The 19,023-nt window shown below is 34.1% G+C and carries 15 protein-coding genes; 1 reads left to right on the top strand and 14 read right to left on the bottom strand.

Annotated elements, in window-relative coordinates:
- Positions 1 to 6 precede the first annotated feature (6 nt).
- The 10 genes from QW060_RS06525 to QW060_RS06480 form a co-directional block, all read right to left on the bottom strand.
- Positions 7 to 1,134, bottom strand: a complete 1,128-nt coding sequence (locus QW060_RS06525; RefSeq protein ID WP_290362839.1) for an efflux RND transporter periplasmic adaptor subunit — start codon at positions 1,132 to 1,134, stop codon at positions 7 to 9.
- A gap of 46 nt (positions 1,135 to 1,180) precedes the next feature.
- Positions 1,181 to 1,897, bottom strand: a complete 717-nt coding sequence (locus QW060_RS06520) for an MgtC/SapB family protein (RefSeq protein WP_290362838.1) — start codon at positions 1,895 to 1,897, stop codon at positions 1,181 to 1,183.
- Positions 1,881 to 2,072, bottom strand: a complete 192-nt coding sequence (locus QW060_RS06515; protein ID WP_290362837.1) for a hypothetical protein — start codon at positions 2,070 to 2,072, stop codon at positions 1,881 to 1,883. Before QW060_RS06515 ends, QW060_RS06520 begins: the two co-directional genes overlap by 17 nt.
- A gap of 304 nt (positions 2,073 to 2,376) precedes the next feature.
- The gene (locus QW060_RS06510) at positions 2,377 to 2,595 is read right to left on the bottom strand and encodes a hypothetical protein (protein ID WP_290362836.1); all 219 of its coding nucleotides are present in this window, start codon (positions 2,593 to 2,595) and stop codon (positions 2,377 to 2,379) included.
- A 74-nt stretch (positions 2,596 to 2,669) separates the two neighbouring features.
- Positions 2,670 to 5,327 carry a beta-sandwich domain-containing protein gene (locus tag QW060_RS06505; RefSeq protein WP_290362835.1) on the bottom strand — a complete coding sequence of 886 codons (2,658 nt, stop codon included), beginning with the start codon at positions 5,325 to 5,327 and terminating at the stop codon, positions 2,670 to 2,672.
- Positions 5,315 to 5,734, bottom strand: coding sequence for a GLPGLI family protein (locus tag QW060_RS06500; RefSeq protein WP_290362834.1), 420 nt, complete (start codon positions 5,732 to 5,734; stop codon positions 5,315 to 5,317). Before QW060_RS06500 ends, QW060_RS06505 begins: the two co-directional genes overlap by 13 nt.
- On the bottom strand, positions 5,647 to 6,057 hold the full coding sequence (locus QW060_RS06495) for a hypothetical protein (RefSeq protein ID WP_290362833.1): 411 nt from the start codon (positions 6,055 to 6,057) through the stop codon (positions 5,647 to 5,649). Before QW060_RS06495 ends, QW060_RS06500 begins: the two co-directional genes overlap by 88 nt.
- 165 nt (positions 6,058 to 6,222) lie before the next feature.
- Entirely contained in the window at positions 6,223 to 7,059 is an 837-nt protein-coding gene (locus QW060_RS06490) for a GLPGLI family protein (protein WP_290362832.1), read from the bottom strand.
- A 408-nt stretch (positions 7,060 to 7,467) separates the two neighbouring features.
- Positions 7,468 to 8,217: a GLPGLI family protein gene (locus QW060_RS06485; protein WP_290362831.1), complete on the bottom strand. Its 750-nt coding sequence runs from the start codon at positions 8,215 to 8,217 to the stop codon at positions 7,468 to 7,470.
- Positions 8,218 to 8,349: 132 nt separating this feature from the next.
- Positions 8,350 to 8,658, bottom strand: coding sequence for a hypothetical protein (locus tag QW060_RS06480; RefSeq protein ID WP_290362830.1), 309 nt, complete (start codon positions 8,656 to 8,658; stop codon positions 8,350 to 8,352).
- A 351-nt stretch (positions 8,659 to 9,009) separates the two neighbouring features.
- Here QW060_RS06480 and QW060_RS06475 point away from each other — a divergent pair, with 351 nt between their 5' ends.
- Positions 9,010 to 9,768 carry a response regulator transcription factor gene (locus QW060_RS06475; RefSeq protein WP_290362829.1) on the top strand — a complete coding sequence of 253 codons (759 nt, stop codon included), beginning with the start codon at positions 9,010 to 9,012 and terminating at the stop codon, positions 9,766 to 9,768.
- A gap of 44 nt (positions 9,769 to 9,812) precedes the next feature.
- Here the strand turns inward: QW060_RS06475 and QW060_RS06470 are convergent, their stop codons facing one another.
- The 4 genes from QW060_RS06470 to QW060_RS06455 form a co-directional block, all read right to left on the bottom strand.
- A complete protein-coding gene (locus tag QW060_RS06470; protein WP_290362828.1) occupies positions 9,813 to 11,180 on the bottom strand; it encodes a HAMP domain-containing sensor histidine kinase in 1,368 nt (455 codons plus the stop codon).
- A gap of 63 nt (positions 11,181 to 11,243) precedes the next feature.
- Positions 11,244 to 11,924 carry a response regulator transcription factor gene (locus QW060_RS06465; RefSeq protein ID WP_290362827.1) on the bottom strand — a complete coding sequence of 227 codons (681 nt, stop codon included), beginning with the start codon at positions 11,922 to 11,924 and terminating at the stop codon, positions 11,244 to 11,246.
- 164 nt (positions 11,925 to 12,088) lie between these two features.
- A complete protein-coding gene (locus QW060_RS06460) occupies positions 12,089 to 13,936 on the bottom strand; it encodes a T9SS type A sorting domain-containing protein (protein ID WP_290362826.1) in 1,848 nt (615 codons plus the stop codon).
- An 88-nt stretch (positions 13,937 to 14,024) separates the two neighbouring features.
- Positions 14,025 to 18,950 (bottom strand): PKD domain-containing protein, encoded by a 4,926-nt coding sequence (locus QW060_RS06455; RefSeq protein WP_290362825.1) that lies wholly within the window; start codon positions 18,948 to 18,950, stop codon positions 14,025 to 14,027.
- Between the last annotated feature and the right edge of the window lie 73 nt (positions 18,951 to 19,023).

The following is a 19,023-nucleotide window of genomic DNA, read 5'->3' as shown; positions in this document are numbered from 1 at the left end:
GAAATATTATTTGACTTCCAGGAGGTAAAATCCGCCTTGACTTACAATGACATCTCCAGTTTTTATCCCTTCTGTAATACGTATACGTCCGTTTTCTGAAAGATCAGTCTTTACTTTTCGTCTTACATAGCTGTCTTTTTGAGTCTGAATGAAAACAAAACTATTGTCATCCATTTGAAAAACGGCTTTAGAAGGAACGAAAACGACATCTTGCGTATGGTCTGTAAAGGTTACCGTTACATACATCCCGGGTTTGAGTAAAAGGTCTTTATTTTCACATTCGATCATCACCCGTATACTGCGGGTTTCTTCATCTATGATTTCATCTGTATAGTAAATTTTTCCAGGAATTTTTCTATCCGGATAGGCAGCTACATTAATTTCAGCACTTTCGAGGTCTTTTATGAATCTCATGTCTTTTTCTTTTACCTGTCCTACCACCCATACTTTATCTAACTGAGCAATGACAGCACGGGCATCATCATCTTCGCGCATATAGTGTCCGTTGATAATTTCATTACTGATTACCTGTCCTTTAATAGGTGATCGTATAACCAGAGGCTGTCCTAACGTAAGGGTTTCAGGATTTATGTTAAATACTTTAAGGGCTGAACGGCTATTTTCATATTCTTTGAGCGCTATTTCATATTCTGCTTCTGCTTCTTCTAAATCTTTTATAGCTCCTACACCGTTTAATTTTAAGTCTTTTTGCCGTTTAAGATTTAGAACGGCTTTTTTATATTCGGTTTTGGAAGCAAAATATTTTTTCTGAATTTCAGTAAAATCAGGTGAATTAATCTCAAATAAAGGTGTCCCAGCATTTACCTGCATTCCAAGTTTTAAATATACTTTTGTAACACGTCCCGCATAAGGTGACGCAATTTCAGTATAGAAATTAGGAATGGCTTTTACAGTACCTGCCGTTGTTAAGTGCAATTGAAAGGCTTCTTGCTGGACTTTATAAAGTTGTAATTGGCTTTTGATAGTGGAATGTTGTTCTAAGATAATAACACTATCATTGGTAATCTTATAATCAGATATATGCTCAGCTTCTGTATTATTTTTACAGCTTAAGAAGAAGGTGAGCAATACTGCTACTCCAGTTGTTTTTAATGCATTTTTTAAGAATCTCATTTTTATCTCTTTATATTTATGTTCCAATTGCTTTTGTGATTAAAATTCAGATTTCTGTTTGCTGTCCGGTAAATTCCCAGCTCACTTTCTTTACCTGCTGCTCAATAGTAAGCCGGCTTACCATTTTTTCCATCAGATAATCCTGTTTGCCTACCGCGATTATTTCAGCAATGATTACAGTACTTGTATTTTCTTCATTATCAGTACTGGAAAGGGAACGCAACAGTATTTTATCATAGTTACCCAATTGTTGCATCAACAATACCCGAAAGTGGTTTTCTACATTATTTTTACAGTGTATGAATATTTTATATTCTGTTTTGGCAGTTTCACTTTTAGGAAAAAAAGAAATGGTGTTGAGCTTTGCTCCTATCGGACGTAATAGGATATGCGTGATGATTACTGCAGATGCCGTTAAAGCAGCTTGAGGAAAAAGTCCAATACCTACCAGAGTTCCAACCGCTGCAGAACACCATATCGTCGCTGCTGTATTGAGTCCCTGTACACTCAATCCGTCTTTCATGATAACACCTGCTCCCAAAAAACCGATGCCCGTAACAATCTGGGCAGCAACTCTACTCGGGTCACCTGTCGTTCCTGTAATCGATACCGATAATAATATAAAAGCTGCTGAACCGACAGAAACCAGTGTATTGGTTCTTAGTCCGGCATTTTTATGGCGCCATTGTCTTTCTATTCCGATAGCTGCTCCCAATAAAAAAGCCAGTGCCAGACGTATTGCAAATTCAGTTATTGACAACATGGCTATTGGTATTAAAAGATGAATAATTAGGAAACACTACAACTGCGTTGAATACAGAGTGTGGTATAAAGAAAGGTTTGATATGTAAAACCGGATCCATACTAAAATGGAAGGCAGTATCCGTATTTTTACTGTAAACTGTAATATGTTGTAATAGGTGTAGTAAAAAGTTCATAACGATTGATTATTGGTTCACTAAAGAACAAAAACCATGTTATGTTCTCTACAGTGAAATATTCTTATTCAGTTGGGGGTTATCATCCATAAGGAGTTGTTTTTTATTTGCAGTGCAAAAATAAAACAGCTCAAAGAATTGAGCTGTTAGAAATGTTTTAGAAAAAAATTAGAAATTCATTAGAAGAACAAGAAGTTGTATATCTGGAATTTATTTACAGACTTATTCAACAATCATTATTTAATCTCAGATATAGTATTTTATTCTTTTCACCTATTAACCAGGCAAGCTAATAGTATGAAAATCAATAGCCATAATAGCCATAACTCTTAAATAAATCATTGATTTGAGTTTTTACCGTAGCATTAGAATAAAAATGGTAAAGTGCATTTCCAAGATCTTCCCCACTTTCTACTCCACTGTTGAGTCTGTTAAAAATAGGTGATAAATCATTGGGGCTATTTGGATCTCCTAAATAACATTTATCATTAATAAAAGTAATTAAGGTACCATTGTCCCGCAAAAATTTTGCATAACGATCTTCATTAGCTTTTAAGACTACTGTAAGCTTCCCAGTTTAGTAGAAGTAAAATAAACTTAAAATCTAAATTCAGCTCTTAACAAGGCATATCTGGGAATCAATTTATAATTCGTTTCCGAAATACTGATATCTGTAAGACTGTAAGAAACAAATGTATCGGTATTGAAAATATTATTTACAGCAAACCTCAAACTTATTTTTTCGTTAGGTCGATAATCAATATTTAAGTCTGAAAAGTAAAAATCCTTTTTATTTTGCGACAAATTTCCAAAATAATACCGTTCACTCTGGAGCACAGCATACAATTTTTTAGAAAACCTAAAATTCAGATTCACAAATGTTCGGTTATTGGTATAATCAAATACATTGGTAGTTTCAAATTTGTTATAATCCCATTTGGTACCGAAGTGATAGTTAAAAATACCACTAAACCCTGAGCGTAACTCCATACCATAGTTAATGGAAGTTGAAGTAATATCCCTGATGTCAGATTCATTCACATAATTTTGATATTGAGAACTGGTTCCACCAAAAACAATTTTCATATTAGTTTTGATCGGCTTAAAATAATAATCAGTATTCAGATTGTAATAAATCATGCTCTGATCTTTCAATACAATAGGAGTTGAAACCGTATAGTTTTGTGCTAAAATGGTTTGTGATGAAAAATATTCATCTGAAAAACCATAGCCTGCCATGGCAGACATAAAAAAACGATCAGAAAAATTACCAAAAGAATACATAAGACTTGAACTGTGGTTGGCAAATTTCACAAAATCAGTATAACCGGTTGTAAAATTTCTAAAACCTGTATGCAAATAGTTGGGATACATATTCAACAGGTTATTTGTTTTCATATTGTAATTATACCCCGCCTGTAGTTTGTTTTTATTGTTTATTTCCCAAGTAAAATTCAGACTCGGAGTAAGTAAAAAAGGGTCGTTTTTTTTAACTTCTTGTTGTCCTTCTATCTTTTGACTTAAATAATTTAGTTTTACAGAAGAAGCGATTCTGAAATTATTCCATAACCGGTAAGAATAATTTAAACTGGTATAATAGGAATAATTCTGGAATTTTAGATTGTTTTGAAAATCATCTGGGCGTATTTCTGCCTGATTATCTATTAAATAGAATGTTGTATTTAAATCATCATTTCTAAATTCAGCTCCAGTAGCAAACTCTAACAAATGCCCTTTGGGTCTGCGGTCTAAATATTTAGCTTCAAATCCGTAGAAATGCATCGTATTGGCTGAGTTTTGCTTTACGGCATCTGCATCACGTTTAAATAAATCTTGGTAAACAAATTGGTTAACGGTATAATTTTGCGGAGTTGCTTCATTGATAAATCTACCCGCCAGAATCCATACTTTTTTATCACTTGGTTTGGTGGTATAAAGTATTTTTGAGTCAACGAAGTTGGTAGTTGTTTTTAGGCGCTCTTCCAGATTGTTATCATTAAAATTTATAGTGCTGCGGTCTTTATTGTCGGCATAATTATAGCGTGTAGTAACTTCAAGAGTTGATTTTTTAGAGAAGTCATGAGTCAGATCCAATTTTCCGAAAGCGGATAACCGTTTTTGGCGCATGAAATAATCTTCTTTGTTTTCAAACGATGTTTGTCCATCCGAAAACCAATCGTAACTGTTCCGGTAAAAATTCTGCTCATTTGTATTTAAAAAGGCAATTGCTTTTAATTTACTTTTCGCTGACAATGTAAATATACTGTTGAGAGAGAGCATTTCAGCATTGTTAAAATTCGTTCGGTTATCACGTAGAGATGCTGTTGACGGGGCAAGGCTTAAAAATTGCTGTGCCATCTGATCATCTCCTACAACAAAATCATTAGAGGAACGAATGAGATGGCTTATATCACCTGTACTATCATCTCCTATATTATTCAGATTGGTTAAAAAATAATACTTATCCTTTTTACCAAAATTCATGAGGTTGCTATATGCCGTATAACGGTTTTCTGAAGCTACTCCGTAGCCGGCATCAAAATTACCAAACCATTGACGCTTGGCATCGTCTTCTAACTTTAAGTTTAAGGCAACCTTATCACTGTTTTCAATTCCTTTCAGATGTTTGTTGTTGGAATAATTTTGTAAAAGTTCTACTTCTTTAAGCGGTTTTACCGGCATATTTTTAGAAAGTATTTTATATCCTTTTTCAAAAAAGTCGTCTCCTTCCACCATAATCTTTTCAATTTCCTGATTGCCTACTTTTATTGTCCCGTTTTCATCAACCTGAATTCCGGGAAGTTTTTTAAGCAAATCCTCCACGGTATATTCAGTACCATCTAAAAAAGATTTTACGTTATAGGTAACGGTGTCTTTTTTTTGTTTTAAGGCTACGGGTACTTCAATAATAACCTCTTGCAATTCTTCTGGTTTTTCGATAAGGATAATGTTTATTTTTTTTGTTTTTTCTTTTGATAAATCAATTGTTATCAGTTGTTTTTCATATCCTAAGGAGTTGCATTGTAACAGATATTCTTTAGCTTCCAAATCTGTAAAACTAAAACTCCCATCTGCGCCGGTAAACCGGTAAGCAATGGTTTTGTTTTCATTGCTTTTTAAAATAACACTTACGTTGTTTAGAAACGTATTCTGCTCATTTACTACAACTCCTTGTAAAGTCTGTGAATGCAGAGTATTATAACCTAATAACAACATTATTAGTAAAACAATATTTATAGTCTTTATTTTTCCCACTCATAAATTTTTTCAACATCAATTCTTACTCTTTTACTCTCTTCCATAGTCACTCCTTCAGGCAACATGGCCCGGCTTTGTTCATCACTTTCTCTGAAATTCTTTTCTTCTATTTCAATTTCTTCTTTTAAAGTAATCCTCTTTTTAGGAACGTTTATATCCCTGCCAAACTCCCTATTCTTAAACGGATAAATTATCTGTTCTACTCTCCATGTTGTATTGTAAGTTGGGGATAAAGTAGACAACTCCATAATGAGTCCGGGCAAATTTTTAAATTTCCAGGGACCGAACTGAATAGGAATCTCAGTAGAAAAATAAGCTACAATAGGCGTCCCTCTAAAAAAGCATGTAGCTTTTGTACATTCATACCCACCAATAGTTTTTGTTTGTCCATCGTGTATTTGCAATTGTATTCAGGCAATTCATCAATAACATCATAGATTTCTTTATCCTTGTGATTTCTAATAACAATGGTATTAGATCTATCGAGAAATATTTCTGTTTTAAAAAGATCTAAATCTGTATTCACAATACTAAAACCAACATCATCTTCTTTTTTATGGATTACGTTATCTCTTTTATAAATGATTCGCTCATTCCAAAAAACCGCCCAATCATTTGTTGCTATTAATTCTTGCTTATAAGTGCTAAACAATTCATCGTCTTTAGTATAGAGTACATAGATAGTGTTCTCTTGAGAATAAAGAGGACAACTGATTAGTAGAATCATTAAATATTTAATTTTTTTTTGTATATACTGTCTAGCCATAATAAATAAAAATTGTTTTTATCAGTTTACTGCCTTTTTGATTTATTTTTTTAGTTGCCAATTAGGATACTTATACAAATAGAAATAGTTTGTTGCATCTTTATTATTATTTGTTTTCATCGAAGATCAAAATTCTGTTTCTGTTCTCCATTCATTGATTGGCTCTCTTTTAGTTCCTACTGTAGTAGTAATCATTACTCCCTCTGCCCTCGTATTAAATACTCTATTTCTATCTTTATGAGCAGCTACTACTTTCTTATCATAATCTCTATAGGAAATCTTAGTAAAATCAGGTTTATTATTTATATTTTTTAAAAAGTCAAACCCTTCCTCTACATGATTAGTTACTGATATTGCTTCCCAACTATAAATGCCCTGAATATCTCTTGCAGAAAGAACGAGTCCGGGAAGTCCGTTAAACTTCCATGGACCAGAAGACAAGGGAATTTCGGGGGTATACCACACTTCATACATTCTGCCCCTGAAAACCGTTTTGGCTTTTTCGCAATTATAATTGCCAATCCTTTTTTTCTCCTCTAAAAGCTCCCATTTCATTTCAGGCAAAGACTCCTCAACAGCAAACTTGTTTTTCAATACCATATCTTCAAAAAGATATTCGGTTAATGTCTTTTCGTTTCGGTTTACCACTATTTCATTAAAACTTTCATCAAAATTATCATCATCAATCACTAAAATTGAATCATCACTTGCCATTAGGTCTTCTGCACTATATGCACTCTCTTTAAATTCTGTTTTGCAAAACGAATAATCATCTGATATATATAGTGTTGCCTTGTCTTCATTTATAAAACCTGGAGTATAAATGGAAATCTCCTTATACTCAATTTTCCATATTTTTTCAGTTGCTTTTTTATCAGAAAGGAAACTTCCCTCTATACTTTTTTGGGCGTATATACCCTGAAAATAAAACAGAGCGGCGATACTAAAAAACATTGTGTTCATTATTTTAAGATTTTGATTAAATAACTGGAGATTTTTAATCTCCAGTTAAAATTATACTTAGTTTATGCTTTTTGTGGGGGAAGAATCGTTTTTTGTTTTTCGCTACATATCAAAGTTTAACAGCTCTGTCATTCTATTTTTATAAGAATAAGAGAACTTCATCACAATAACAAAAAACAATATTTTTTCATTTTTACAAAAAATCTTTCTTTTTTAAAGATTATTTTGAATTACTATTGAATAGGTATCTTTTTTTAGAAGTCTTATTTACTCCCGTTTCTTACTTAAGTAAGAATCATAAAGAAATGGCTAATAAAGAATTCGATTTTACCATTTGAATGCGTTAAAAGTAACACTTAAAATTGTAACAGCCGCTACACTTTAGTGTAGTATTTTGATTAGTATTTATTATATTTCCCACTCATACTCTATTTCTGCTCTTTTTTTTCTTATTTCTTTTAAGTCTAACTTAATTACTTTTGCAGATTCTACAAATATTCCTTCAGGCAGTCTAATATCGGATATATTTATACCTGATAGTTCTTCTTCATCCATTTTTTTAATATTACTTTCTAAATCCGTATAATCTTTATTTAATCTTGCAGTAAGCAATAAAAGCGTTTCTTTAAGTTTTTTATCTTCCGCTATTTGCTTAAATTCTTTTAAAATCCAGGAATAGGAGTAATCTTTCTCTAATGATCTTATTTCATATATAAGCCCCGGAACTCCATTAAATTTCCAAGGTCCAACCGAAATAGGGAGGTCTAAATCACACCAGGCTTCATAATTTCTTCCTCTGAAATGTACAGTTACTTTATGTAGTAAAATACCTTCAACCTCTTTTGATTCATTGGTTAAAATCCAGTTCATTACAGGTATTGGTTCTACTGTTTTATAAATATTTTTTTTTTCAATAATATTGTATAGCTTATGGTTTAAGATGTCCGTATATACAAAACTTTTAATTTTCTCTTTCTGTTTTATAAAAATGGCATCCATATTGTAATTATTCTTACTTACAACCTCCTTTTTTCCGATTTCATAATACGCCTTTTTTTCATCAACATATAAAACATCTGTGCTTAAAACCTGATTGTCTATGTCTGCTATGGTTAAATAAGTTATTTTGTATAATTTGCTCTGACTTAACGATAGCAAAGGAATTAGAAAAAAAAAATGCTTTTTAAATGTTTCATATTTTTAAAAGATTTGTGTAATTAGATATTTTTAATTAAAATGAAAGAATTTCGGTAGTTAGAAATTCTTTCATCTTGTAAATATGAGGAAGAATTATTTAGCAGAAGGTTTAATGGTGGTACCATAAGCCCTTTCTACTTCTTTTTTAATTTGCTCTTGCGTATGATGAAAACTACATACAGTTCTTGCCTCTTTCTGTATTGTACCATCAATTCTTTCATATATTACATAAAATGAATAACACGCTCTTTCATCATCAAATCCTATTTCCTCTATGAAAATAATTTTAATAGATTCATTTTCTGACATTACTTCAGTTGATTGAATAAGAGTTTTATTTGAGGCAAAAGTATTCCCAACAAAAGCTATCATTACAATAGCTAAAAACAACATTTTTTTCATGTTATTAAATTTAAAAAATTGAATCTCTACTCTTTTAAGGATTTTCGAGTTACTCCTGACACGCGTGTATATTTTCGGGAAGTTTTTATTTTCTCTCTTATTATTACCTTGATGAAAATTATAACAAAGGCTAAATAAAGAATTTAATTTTGCCCTTTGAATATGATAAAATTAGATATAAAATTCTAACACACGCTACACTAAAGTGTAGATTTTACAGCTATGATTAAATTCTACACTAAAGTGTAGTACATTGATTTATAACTTATTATTTTTTTACCTATATTTATGATATGCTTTACTAACTACTCTCCTATTTAAAGCAGATATTTATAACTCATCTTAAAAAACATGGAAAACACTAACACTCTTGTTTCTGATCAGAAAAATTCAATACTTATTCCCGTTGAAACGATTCAAACAGAAATCAATTATCTGGAAACGGTCAAAGCCTTTGGCAGACTTGCTTTTAATAGCATTTATATATTTGATTATATAGAAAACAGGATGGTATACATCTCTGATAACCGTATTTTTTTACACGACTCTAAAGTTGGTGAAGTATTTGAAAAAAGTGAAAACTATTTTCAAAAATACATAAAGCAAGAAGATCAGACAATAGTAGCTCAGGCCCAGAAAGCCGGATTTGAATTTTATGCTCAGGTACCCGAATCGAAACGTAAAGAATATGTACTGATGTACGACTTTCATCTGATAGATGAAAATCAGAATACATTATTGATTCATCATAAGCTTACTCCTTTATCACTTACTCAGGAAGGAAAAATAGCAAAAGTTATGTGTACCATTACCATGGCAAGCAATACAACAGCAGGGAATATTATGATGAGTAAAGACAATTCTAACATGATTTGGAAATACGATCCCAAAACAGAAAAATGGACTGAAAGTACTAAAATTATAGTATCTAAAAGAGAATTACAGATATTGGGCTATTATAAACAGGGACTTACTATTAATGAAATTTCTGATAAACTCTGTCTTTCTTCCGATACTATAAAATTTCACCGCAGAAAACTATTTCAAAAAATGAATGTTCGTACCATCAATCAGGCGCTTACTTATGCTACCCGTTATCAGCTCATATAATCTATTTAACTGTAAAAAAACTATTTTTAACTCTGCAAAATCTGCTAAACCGTTGTAAATTCAACAATAAAAACACTTCCGACATCCGATTTAGACCTTACTGAAATTGTAGCATGGTGAAGACTTATTATTTTTTTTGTCAGAGAGAGTCCGATCCCATTACCGGATGCAAAATCTTTATTATCCCCTCTGTAAAAAGGTTTAAAAATCTGATCAATATTTTCTTGCGTAATTCCGATTCCGTTATCAAGAAACTCCAGACGCAATTTGTTCTGATGGAATGATATCAATACGCTACATTGGTGGTCTGTAGAAAATTTACAGCCGTTTTCAAACAAATTAGCAAAAGCTACTTTTAGGAGATATTCATTTCCATTAACTGAAATCTGTCGGTCATCTTCAAAATTACTCTCAAAGGAAATTATAACTTTATATGTACTATCAGATTTTTGTACCTGCTGTGCAGCATCAAGCAATACCTCATCAATGCGTGTCTGTTTAAAGGATATCTCTGACGGATCGTAACTAGCCTTAGCCAGATCGAGCAAACTATTTGACAGTCTGTTTAGCTTTTGTGCATCTGATAAGGTACGCGCAATAGCTGTTTTATAGTGCTCTAAAGATCTTTCTTTAGTAAGGGATAGTTCCAATTCGGTAATGATAGCGGCAAGAGGTGTTCGCAGTTCATGGGAGATATTGGATACAAAATGTTTTTGAGTTTCAAAGGAATTCTCCAATCTGCTGAGCATTTGATTAAAAGTATTGGATAGTTCAGACAATTCATCCTTATTTGTGTTGGATGGTAAACGCAAATGCAGATTAGTTGCTGATATATTTTTTACTTTTTTCGTCATCTGATCAACTGGTTCAAAAGCTTTTTTAGAAAAAAACCATCCCGCTATATAAATGAACAGAATAGTAATCACAAAAAGAATAACGCTATTCTGCAATAAATTGTCTAATTTGGCATAACCATAATAATCATAGGCTGCGGCAGTAATAACATAATGCGTATTATTAAATTCATACCTTAATCCTACTACCTGCCATTTATTCTGATAAAACTGCATATTACCTTTTTCATAAATCCATCGAACCATTTCCGGAGTTTCTTTAACAAAATCCAATTCTACAGCATCGTGGTAATGCAGTTTAAATTGTTGATCATAAATAGCTACCTCAACTTCATTCAGAATCTCTCTGTTGTTGCTGTAAATATCCTGAAGTGTCTTTTCAGAAACCTCAGCATTAAAAAATAAATTGGCTTTCGTAACAGCTTCTTTTGTCAATAAATTATAAAACTCTTTTTCTCTGTTTTCTTTTGCGGAATAGTAAATAACAGAAGCAAAAATAAGGACGATAGTAGCCGTAATGATGGTAAATAATACTGTAAGCTTTGTTCTTATTTTCATAAAATCATAAAATTTTTGCTGTAATACAGACAGTATGAGAATGGTAAATACTGAATAATCCCTCTATTTTTCTTTTAAAATAAACCCCATACCAGATTTGGTGTGTATGAGCTTTTTCTCAAAATTTTTATCAATTTTTTTACGAAGGTAATTGATATAGACATCAATAAAATTGGTTCCCGTATCAAAATGGGTATCCCAGACTTTTTCTGCAATTTCTGCTTTGGAAAGTACCCGAGCAGGATTCTGCATCATATATTCCAATAATTTGAATTCTTTTGGGGTAAGATGTATTTCTGTGTTATTGCGCTTAACGATTTTAGTATGTCGGTTCATTTCCAGATCGGCGATTTTGAGCAAAAAACCGATATTTTCTGCTTTTTTACTATATCTTTTAAGCAAAGATCGGATGCGAACCAATAGCTCCCGCATCTCAAAAGGTTTTACCAGATAATCATCTGCGCCAGCATCAAACCCCTCTACTTTGTCATCTGTAGTTCCCAACGCTGTCAGCATCATTAAAGGTATATCAGGTTTTAGTGTTCGGATTTCTTTACAAACCTCTATTCCGTTTTTATTAGGGAGAATAATGTCTGTAATTACTAAGTCATAGGAATTTTTTAGAGCCAGCTTTACACCCGTAGCTCCATCAAAAGCTACCATCACTTCAAACCCTTGCTCTTGCAGTCCTCTCTGGATAAGTTCAGCAACCCTTTGATCGTCTTCTATTAGCAGAATTTCCATAAATGCTGTTTATCAATTCAGTAAAAATGCATAATTCATGCAAATTACTGAAACTATTTGATTTGTCCAATACCTAAACCCGCTTTTAAAAAAAGGTTCTTTCCCTATAATCAATAAAAAAAGCCTGCTGATGACAGCAGGCTTTTTTGGAAATTTCACAAAAATTAATTTTTTATTATTTTCTCAGTTACTACAGTACCACTCTGTGTCTGTAGTCTGATAAAATAGGTTCCTGAGCTCATATTCTCTAAAGAGATAAACCTTTCATCAGTCATAAATGTTCCTCTTAGCAAACGTTGTCCGACTATATTGTAAACTTCATAGGTCTTTAAAATTTCATCCGTTTCAATATAGATTTTGCCCGATGTCGGATTAGGATATAATCTGATGTTCATCTTTTCAAAATCTTCATTACTTACAGTTCCGCATTCTGAAGAAGCCAGTTTAGCTATGAAAAAATCAGTATAATTTCCATTGTTGGCACTATTGGTCAACGGAGTGATATTGTTGATATTATTTGAAAAAAGATTAAATCGGTAATAGCCGCCTACTATATAATTTCCATCATTATCAACCCCAATTGTTGTAATAGCGTCATCATATCCTCCGACGCCCATAATATCATGTAAGCCGATTACATTCCCGTTTTGCTTGTTGAACCGAAGTAAAACAGGATCTGTTCGGTGTCCCTGCGGACGATTGATAGAATAGTTTCCCCAAACATGAGAACGACCTTGTGTTGCCAGAGCAACTTCATTTCCGTTAATAGCTACACCGTAAGCCATATGCCCGCCGGTTGCTGCTAATGGATCTATATATGCAGTGGGTACCTTACTCCATTGTACGGTTCCGCTACTGTTCATCTTCAAAATAAACGGAATATTACCGGTCAGCTCATTACTGAGAATATGATTACCAAATAAAACATCCGAATTTCCTGTATTAAAAAACTTCCCTCCTATGTATAGGTCTGAATTTTCATCGACTTCAATACCATAAATACGGCTGTCATCAAACTGGGTATCCGTTGCCCCCATATCTTTTCTCCAGATTTCCTGTCCGGAACCGGCATTGATCGCTAAAACATACGATCTGCCTTGAACCGCTGTATTATTGTACTGCAGATCAAGATAAGTGCCTCCACCATTATTTCTGGAACCTGCTATATAATATCGGTTAAGATTCTGATCATACCTGAAATGAGTATGGTAGTCTAAAAAGATTCCTGATGCATTCAGTAATAACGGACTACCTTGTAAAACTCCCTCATCATTAAATTTGATGATATAATACTGCAACGTATTGGTAAAAGTATCAGGAACTGTGATGGCATTATTCAGATGGGTTCCTTTTGAATATCCGACCATCATGTGTAATATATTATTAGTATCAATCATGATTTGATATACACAGGCATTACGGTTTTCCTGATTGACACTGCCTTGTAAATTTTTGCGCCATAACAGAGTTCCGTTTTGCGTATTGTATTTTAATAAAAAGCTGGTATTCCATGCTTCACTCTGTTCTGAATTATTAATCGGTGTGTAAGGCAATACATCATCATCTCCAAAACGTGGTGGAAACAAATTGGATCCCTCATAAGCTATATTGAGCACGTTGACCGCTACATAAATTCCGCCATTGGTATCCAGTGCTAATTTGTAAGCGGTATCCTGTTGCTGACCTCCGATAATACGGCTCCATAAATATTCTCCTTCACAGTTAGTCGCAAATATAGCGATGTCATTTCCGGCAACCACATTATTATAAGTGGTAACCTGCTCATTAAGTATTTTTGTATTTCCCTGAGTTATGGTAGCCAGATAATAATTATTGTTTTGATTATCTGTAACAATATCAAATATCTGCTCAGACGTGTACCAATAAGCACTTTGACTTTCGTTTAATCCTCTTGCGCTGCCGCCGCCGCTTTTTGCCCATTTCCATTCATAGTTTTGTGAAAACACGACACAGCTGAATAATAAACTACTAAAGAGTATTATTTTTTTCATTTGTTGTTGTTTTTTTGGTTATAGTCATAAAAATAATAAAAAACAATGCTAAAGTTTACCTTTAGCATTGCCTTTTTTAACATTGAAATTATTTTTTAATCAGCTTTTGCTGCAGAACCGTTTTACCATCGGCTTCAAGACCAATCATATAAGTTCCTGAAGACCATGAGCTGACATCTAAGATAAACTCTCCCTTGTTTTCTTTGATATCCATAGAAGTTAAAACTACTCCATGAATATTATAAACAAGTAATTTCTGAGCCTGCTTATACTGTTCTTTCAAATCGTAAGAAATCACAGCGATACTTACAGACGGATTTGGAGATACTGACATAGTAGCAAGAGAAGTTTCTATTGTTTCTACATCCATCATCTTCATTGCATAAGGTTTATAATAGATTTTATGCAACGTCATACATTGTTGTCCGGCAACCTGTAAGATAATCTGATCTTGTCCTCCGGTGAATCCGGCATTAGGTGTAAAAATCAACGGATTGAAGTTATAGGTACCTCCTACCGGTACTGTTATACTGCTCGGACTGAAAGTACCATATCCGTTAAGGCTGCTGATGGTTACTGTCATTGGAACATTATACGGGTTTGAAATAGAGCCATAAATATGATAAGTACCGTCATCAGACCAGATCGGATCTTTCAAAGCATACTTAAATCGACATGGTGTTACCTTACAATTTTCCATATCCGGAGATACATACATCAAATCACTTTTGTAAGTACAAATATCATTTTTGATGACCAACTGATACGTTCCCGCCTGACTAACCGGTAAGTTTTGAACCGCCATATTTGAACCACCTTGTATTACCGTTCCGTTTACATACCATTGATGAGAATCAAAAATACCTAATGGTCCTATAATATAAGGAGCAGGATTACTAAACGGACAAATTGTAAAACAACCTGTAGGGAACACCCACATATAACGATCGACATTGTGCGGAACCTGAATACCAGCTGTTACTTTACAACCTGTAGGTGCTGTATAGGTAACCTGATAAGCACCTCCGTTTGTCACTACAATTTCAGTACCGCTGTCTCCGTTACTCCAATTGTAAGTTCCTGAATCTCCGTTAGCTTTAATAACAACTTTATACGGACTACATCCTTCTACATCATACGTTAGTACCGGTATTGTTGGCTGTGGATTTACCGTAACCGTAAATGTCTGACTGTTGCCGCAAGTTACATCGGTAACAGGTCTTACCTCAAGAGTATATTCATAGTTTCCTGGTGTATAACTATTCACATCTACAGTCAAAGGAGTAGTAGCTGACCAGTTACCATGAGGGGCTGCCATTGGAATTCCGTTAATCAACCAACGACGTTCTAAGGTATTATTGGAAATTACACCCTGAAGAGTCGTTTGTTCTCCATAACATATATTTGTATTTCCGGTTATATTTACAAACGGACGTTTACGTACTGTAACGTTTACAGGAGATAAAGACATATCATTATATTTACATCCGTAATTATCTATTAATACAGCCCAATAGCTACCGGATTGAGAAGGTGTAAACGAACTTCCTGTTCCTACCTGCTGATTGCCTTTCATCCATATATAACCGCTTGGGTTTGCACTACCAGATGCCACAAAGCTCAACGATGGCATACCTGTACCTTCACACGCAGATATCGGATTTGGGCTAAAGTTTCCACTAAAAGCAGCTTTTCTTATCTGAAGAAACTTAGGTGCACTGATGATCGTACATCCCTGAGGTGTCAATGCCTCTAAGGTAATACCATAGGTATTTTCTATCGCAAGATTAATCTGTGTTGTCATACCTGATGCTACATAATAGGTATCATCAAATCCCCATCTGTACTGATTGGCCGGATTATAGTTAGGAATGGTCAACATTATCGCCTCTTCTGCACAAAATAATGTTCCTGGTAAGGTAAAATCAACATCTGGCATTTGGCCTAATGTAATCGTTTCAGAAACGGTACAGTCTGGTTTTCCCGGAGAAGATAATTTTAAAGTGTAAGTATAGGTACCCGGTAAAAGATTATTCACTACAGCACTCTGTCCTTGAAGAGGAACTGTAATTCCAGGTCCTGTATAGGTAAAAGTGATATTGTTAATATTTATACCAAAAATGGTAGAGTTGTTATGTAACGTAAGATTATAGGTTCCTGAACCCGGATTACAAACCGTTGTCATATTCAGTTTCGGTTCATAATTCTTAGTAGCTACAACACTTTTTTCAATAATACAGTTACCATATCTCAATTTCACAAAAAGAATATGCGCACCCGGAACGGAAGTTTTAAAGACAATATTTGGGGTATTCTGTCCGCTTTCTATTGTCAAATGAGTTCCTCCTGACCAGATAAACTCATCTGGTGTTCCATTATAAGTTACTTCTGAGGTAATAAACTCACAATTCCATTCCCATGTCATCTGAGGATTCGGATTTGGTGTAATGGTACATCCCGGTGTACTACCACAAGATTCACTTACCTGTATGGTATTTGATTTTACAATACATCCGTTAATATCTTTTACTTCAACATAATAAACCCCGCCAGGTGTCAATCCCTGTGTAGCGTTTGAGATAAGATAAGACGATGTATTCGCACCTGAAATGATCTGATTATTTTTATACCATTTAAAAGTTACTGATCCTGTAATTCCTGTTGAGATACTGGATCCTAAACTAATACTATAATTTTGTTGAGGACAAACTACAAAACCATAACCCGGAGAAATATCAATCTTGGTTTCCGGAAATACAACTGCTGATATGGTAGAAGTCGGTACATAATTACACCCATTCGGATTTAATAACTTCACCGTTAACAACTGTGAAATATTCACTGATGAGTTATTGCTGAATCCATTGCTAATGGTATATACACCAGTAGAATTGATATTTACAGGACCCACAACATTTCCGTTGCCAAATTCAAAACTCAGTGTACCAGAAGTGACACCCGGAGTATTTACAGCAACGGTAATAGTATTGTCTAACGGACATACATCACCAATATCTAAAATATTGATCTGTGGAAGCTTATGAAGGTTGATTGTAGTTTCAAAAGGAGTACGGATACCACATTTTGTTACATAAAGAATAAGTTTTCCTGTAGAAATTCCGTTAGAAATTTCATTCCAGCTTACCGTTACATTCGGACTGTTCAATCCGCCGATGATATTACCGAAATTTGAAGGAGAAACTTCCCATTCAATATGATCAGCTATGACTCCGTTCAGATTTGCTGTAAATTGTGTAATAGTACTCGGACAGAAAACGGTTAATCCGTCATTATTCACAATAGTAGCGTTAACAACTAATGGAGTTACATTAAGATTCAAAGATCCCGATTCGCATCCCAAAGCATTCATAGTACGCCTTTTTACGGATACTCCGTAAGGACCTGAAGGATTAAAGACTACCGTAATGGTTTCACCAGTATTGTCCCCTTCAATAGTTCCTCCTACAACATCCCACACTAATAAAGTGGAAGAAGAAGGATCTGTAAAACTGTATTCATACGGCACTCCCGGACATATTTTAGTATCTCCCGCAATGATTCCTGTCGGTGTAACCGGAGTCTGAGTAACGTTTATGATGAAAGGCTGACTCGGACAACCATTTAACGGTGTCGCTGTGAGCACGTATGTTCCACCCTGAGGGAACGGATATTCAAAAACCGGGCTGGTATTGCTTGCAACCACATTGTTACCAAGTTTTAACTCCCAGTTTACGGTATTACCTGATGAATTATAGTATTGATGATAAGCACCACTACAAAATTCAGTATCGCCGTAAATATCAACGGTTGGCAATATGGTGATTGCTTTTTTCGCTGTTCCGCCACATCCTAATAAAGTATTTTTATATTCACAAACAAGCGTGTAATTACCTGGCTCAAGACCTTTTACAATAATCTCATTGCGTTGATCTACCATTACAACTTGTGACGGATTAGTATCTGTTACAAGATACCAGTTAAATTCAGTTGTAGGCCATTGTGGTAAAGAATATCTGCTTTGAGTACCCTGACAAAGAACATCATTACCCTGAATAATTCCTTTTTTAGTAACCACAGGAACCTTTACAGTAGTCCAAAAAGGACAGGTACATTTTGACAAGTAATGTACATAACCAAATCCTACAGCAGGATCAATATTATCCCACACTACATCAATACCATAAGTATCCTCATTGACAATAGTACCTCCTTCAACTTTCCATTCCCCATTACCGCAACCATCGTTAGCTGTATAGCGGACTTTTTCATAATTCTCGCATACCACAGACGGACATGAAATAAGTACATTCGGTTTATCTACAATTTCTATCTTTAAATAATAAGTATCGCTACAGTTACATTTGTTTGTAACCGTAAGTTTCACTTCATACATACCCGGAGCATCATAGGAATGTTGCGGATCAGATGCACTTGAATATTGTCCGTCTCCGAAATCCCAGTTATAATAAACAATATCTGTACCACCATTCTGTGTAGAAAGATTGTCAAAATTAATTGGTGTTTCTAAACAGAATCTATCATCTCCGCTAATATTATTGATTTTAAAGAAAGCCTTAGGGCTATTGATAATTTTAAAACAGGGTTGAAAGGTTTTTACCGTATTATCAGTATAAGTAATCGTAACGGTTATGGCTCCGTTACCCGGTGCCCCCCATTCAATCTGTGCATACTGATTGAGATTTCCGTAAGTGTTGTGAATCACACCCCCTGCTATGTCCCAAGATACATTTGCAATACCTGCACCCTGTACCTCATAATTTACCATATTGTATTCGCATACCAAAATACAGGGTGCGTCTTCAATATCTTCTGTAAATTCAATACCCCGTTTAGGATCTTTATCGTTGAAATCGTATTCAATACAACCAACGGCTTTATCCCAAATAAGACTGGAATTGTTTGTTTGCGCAACGGCAAAATTCTGGAATAACATTACCCAAAAGAGTGTAAAAAGCCCCCTCATGAGAAACTGATAAGTAAATTTCCTACTCATAATTTATAAAATAATAGTTAATGCTAATCGGGCTATCCGATTATTTATTTTCAAATAATGAGTTGTAAAAAAT

It is taken from the genome of Paenimyroides ceti (assembly GCF_030409925.1).
This window is presented reverse-complemented; position numbering and strand designations above follow the sequence as displayed.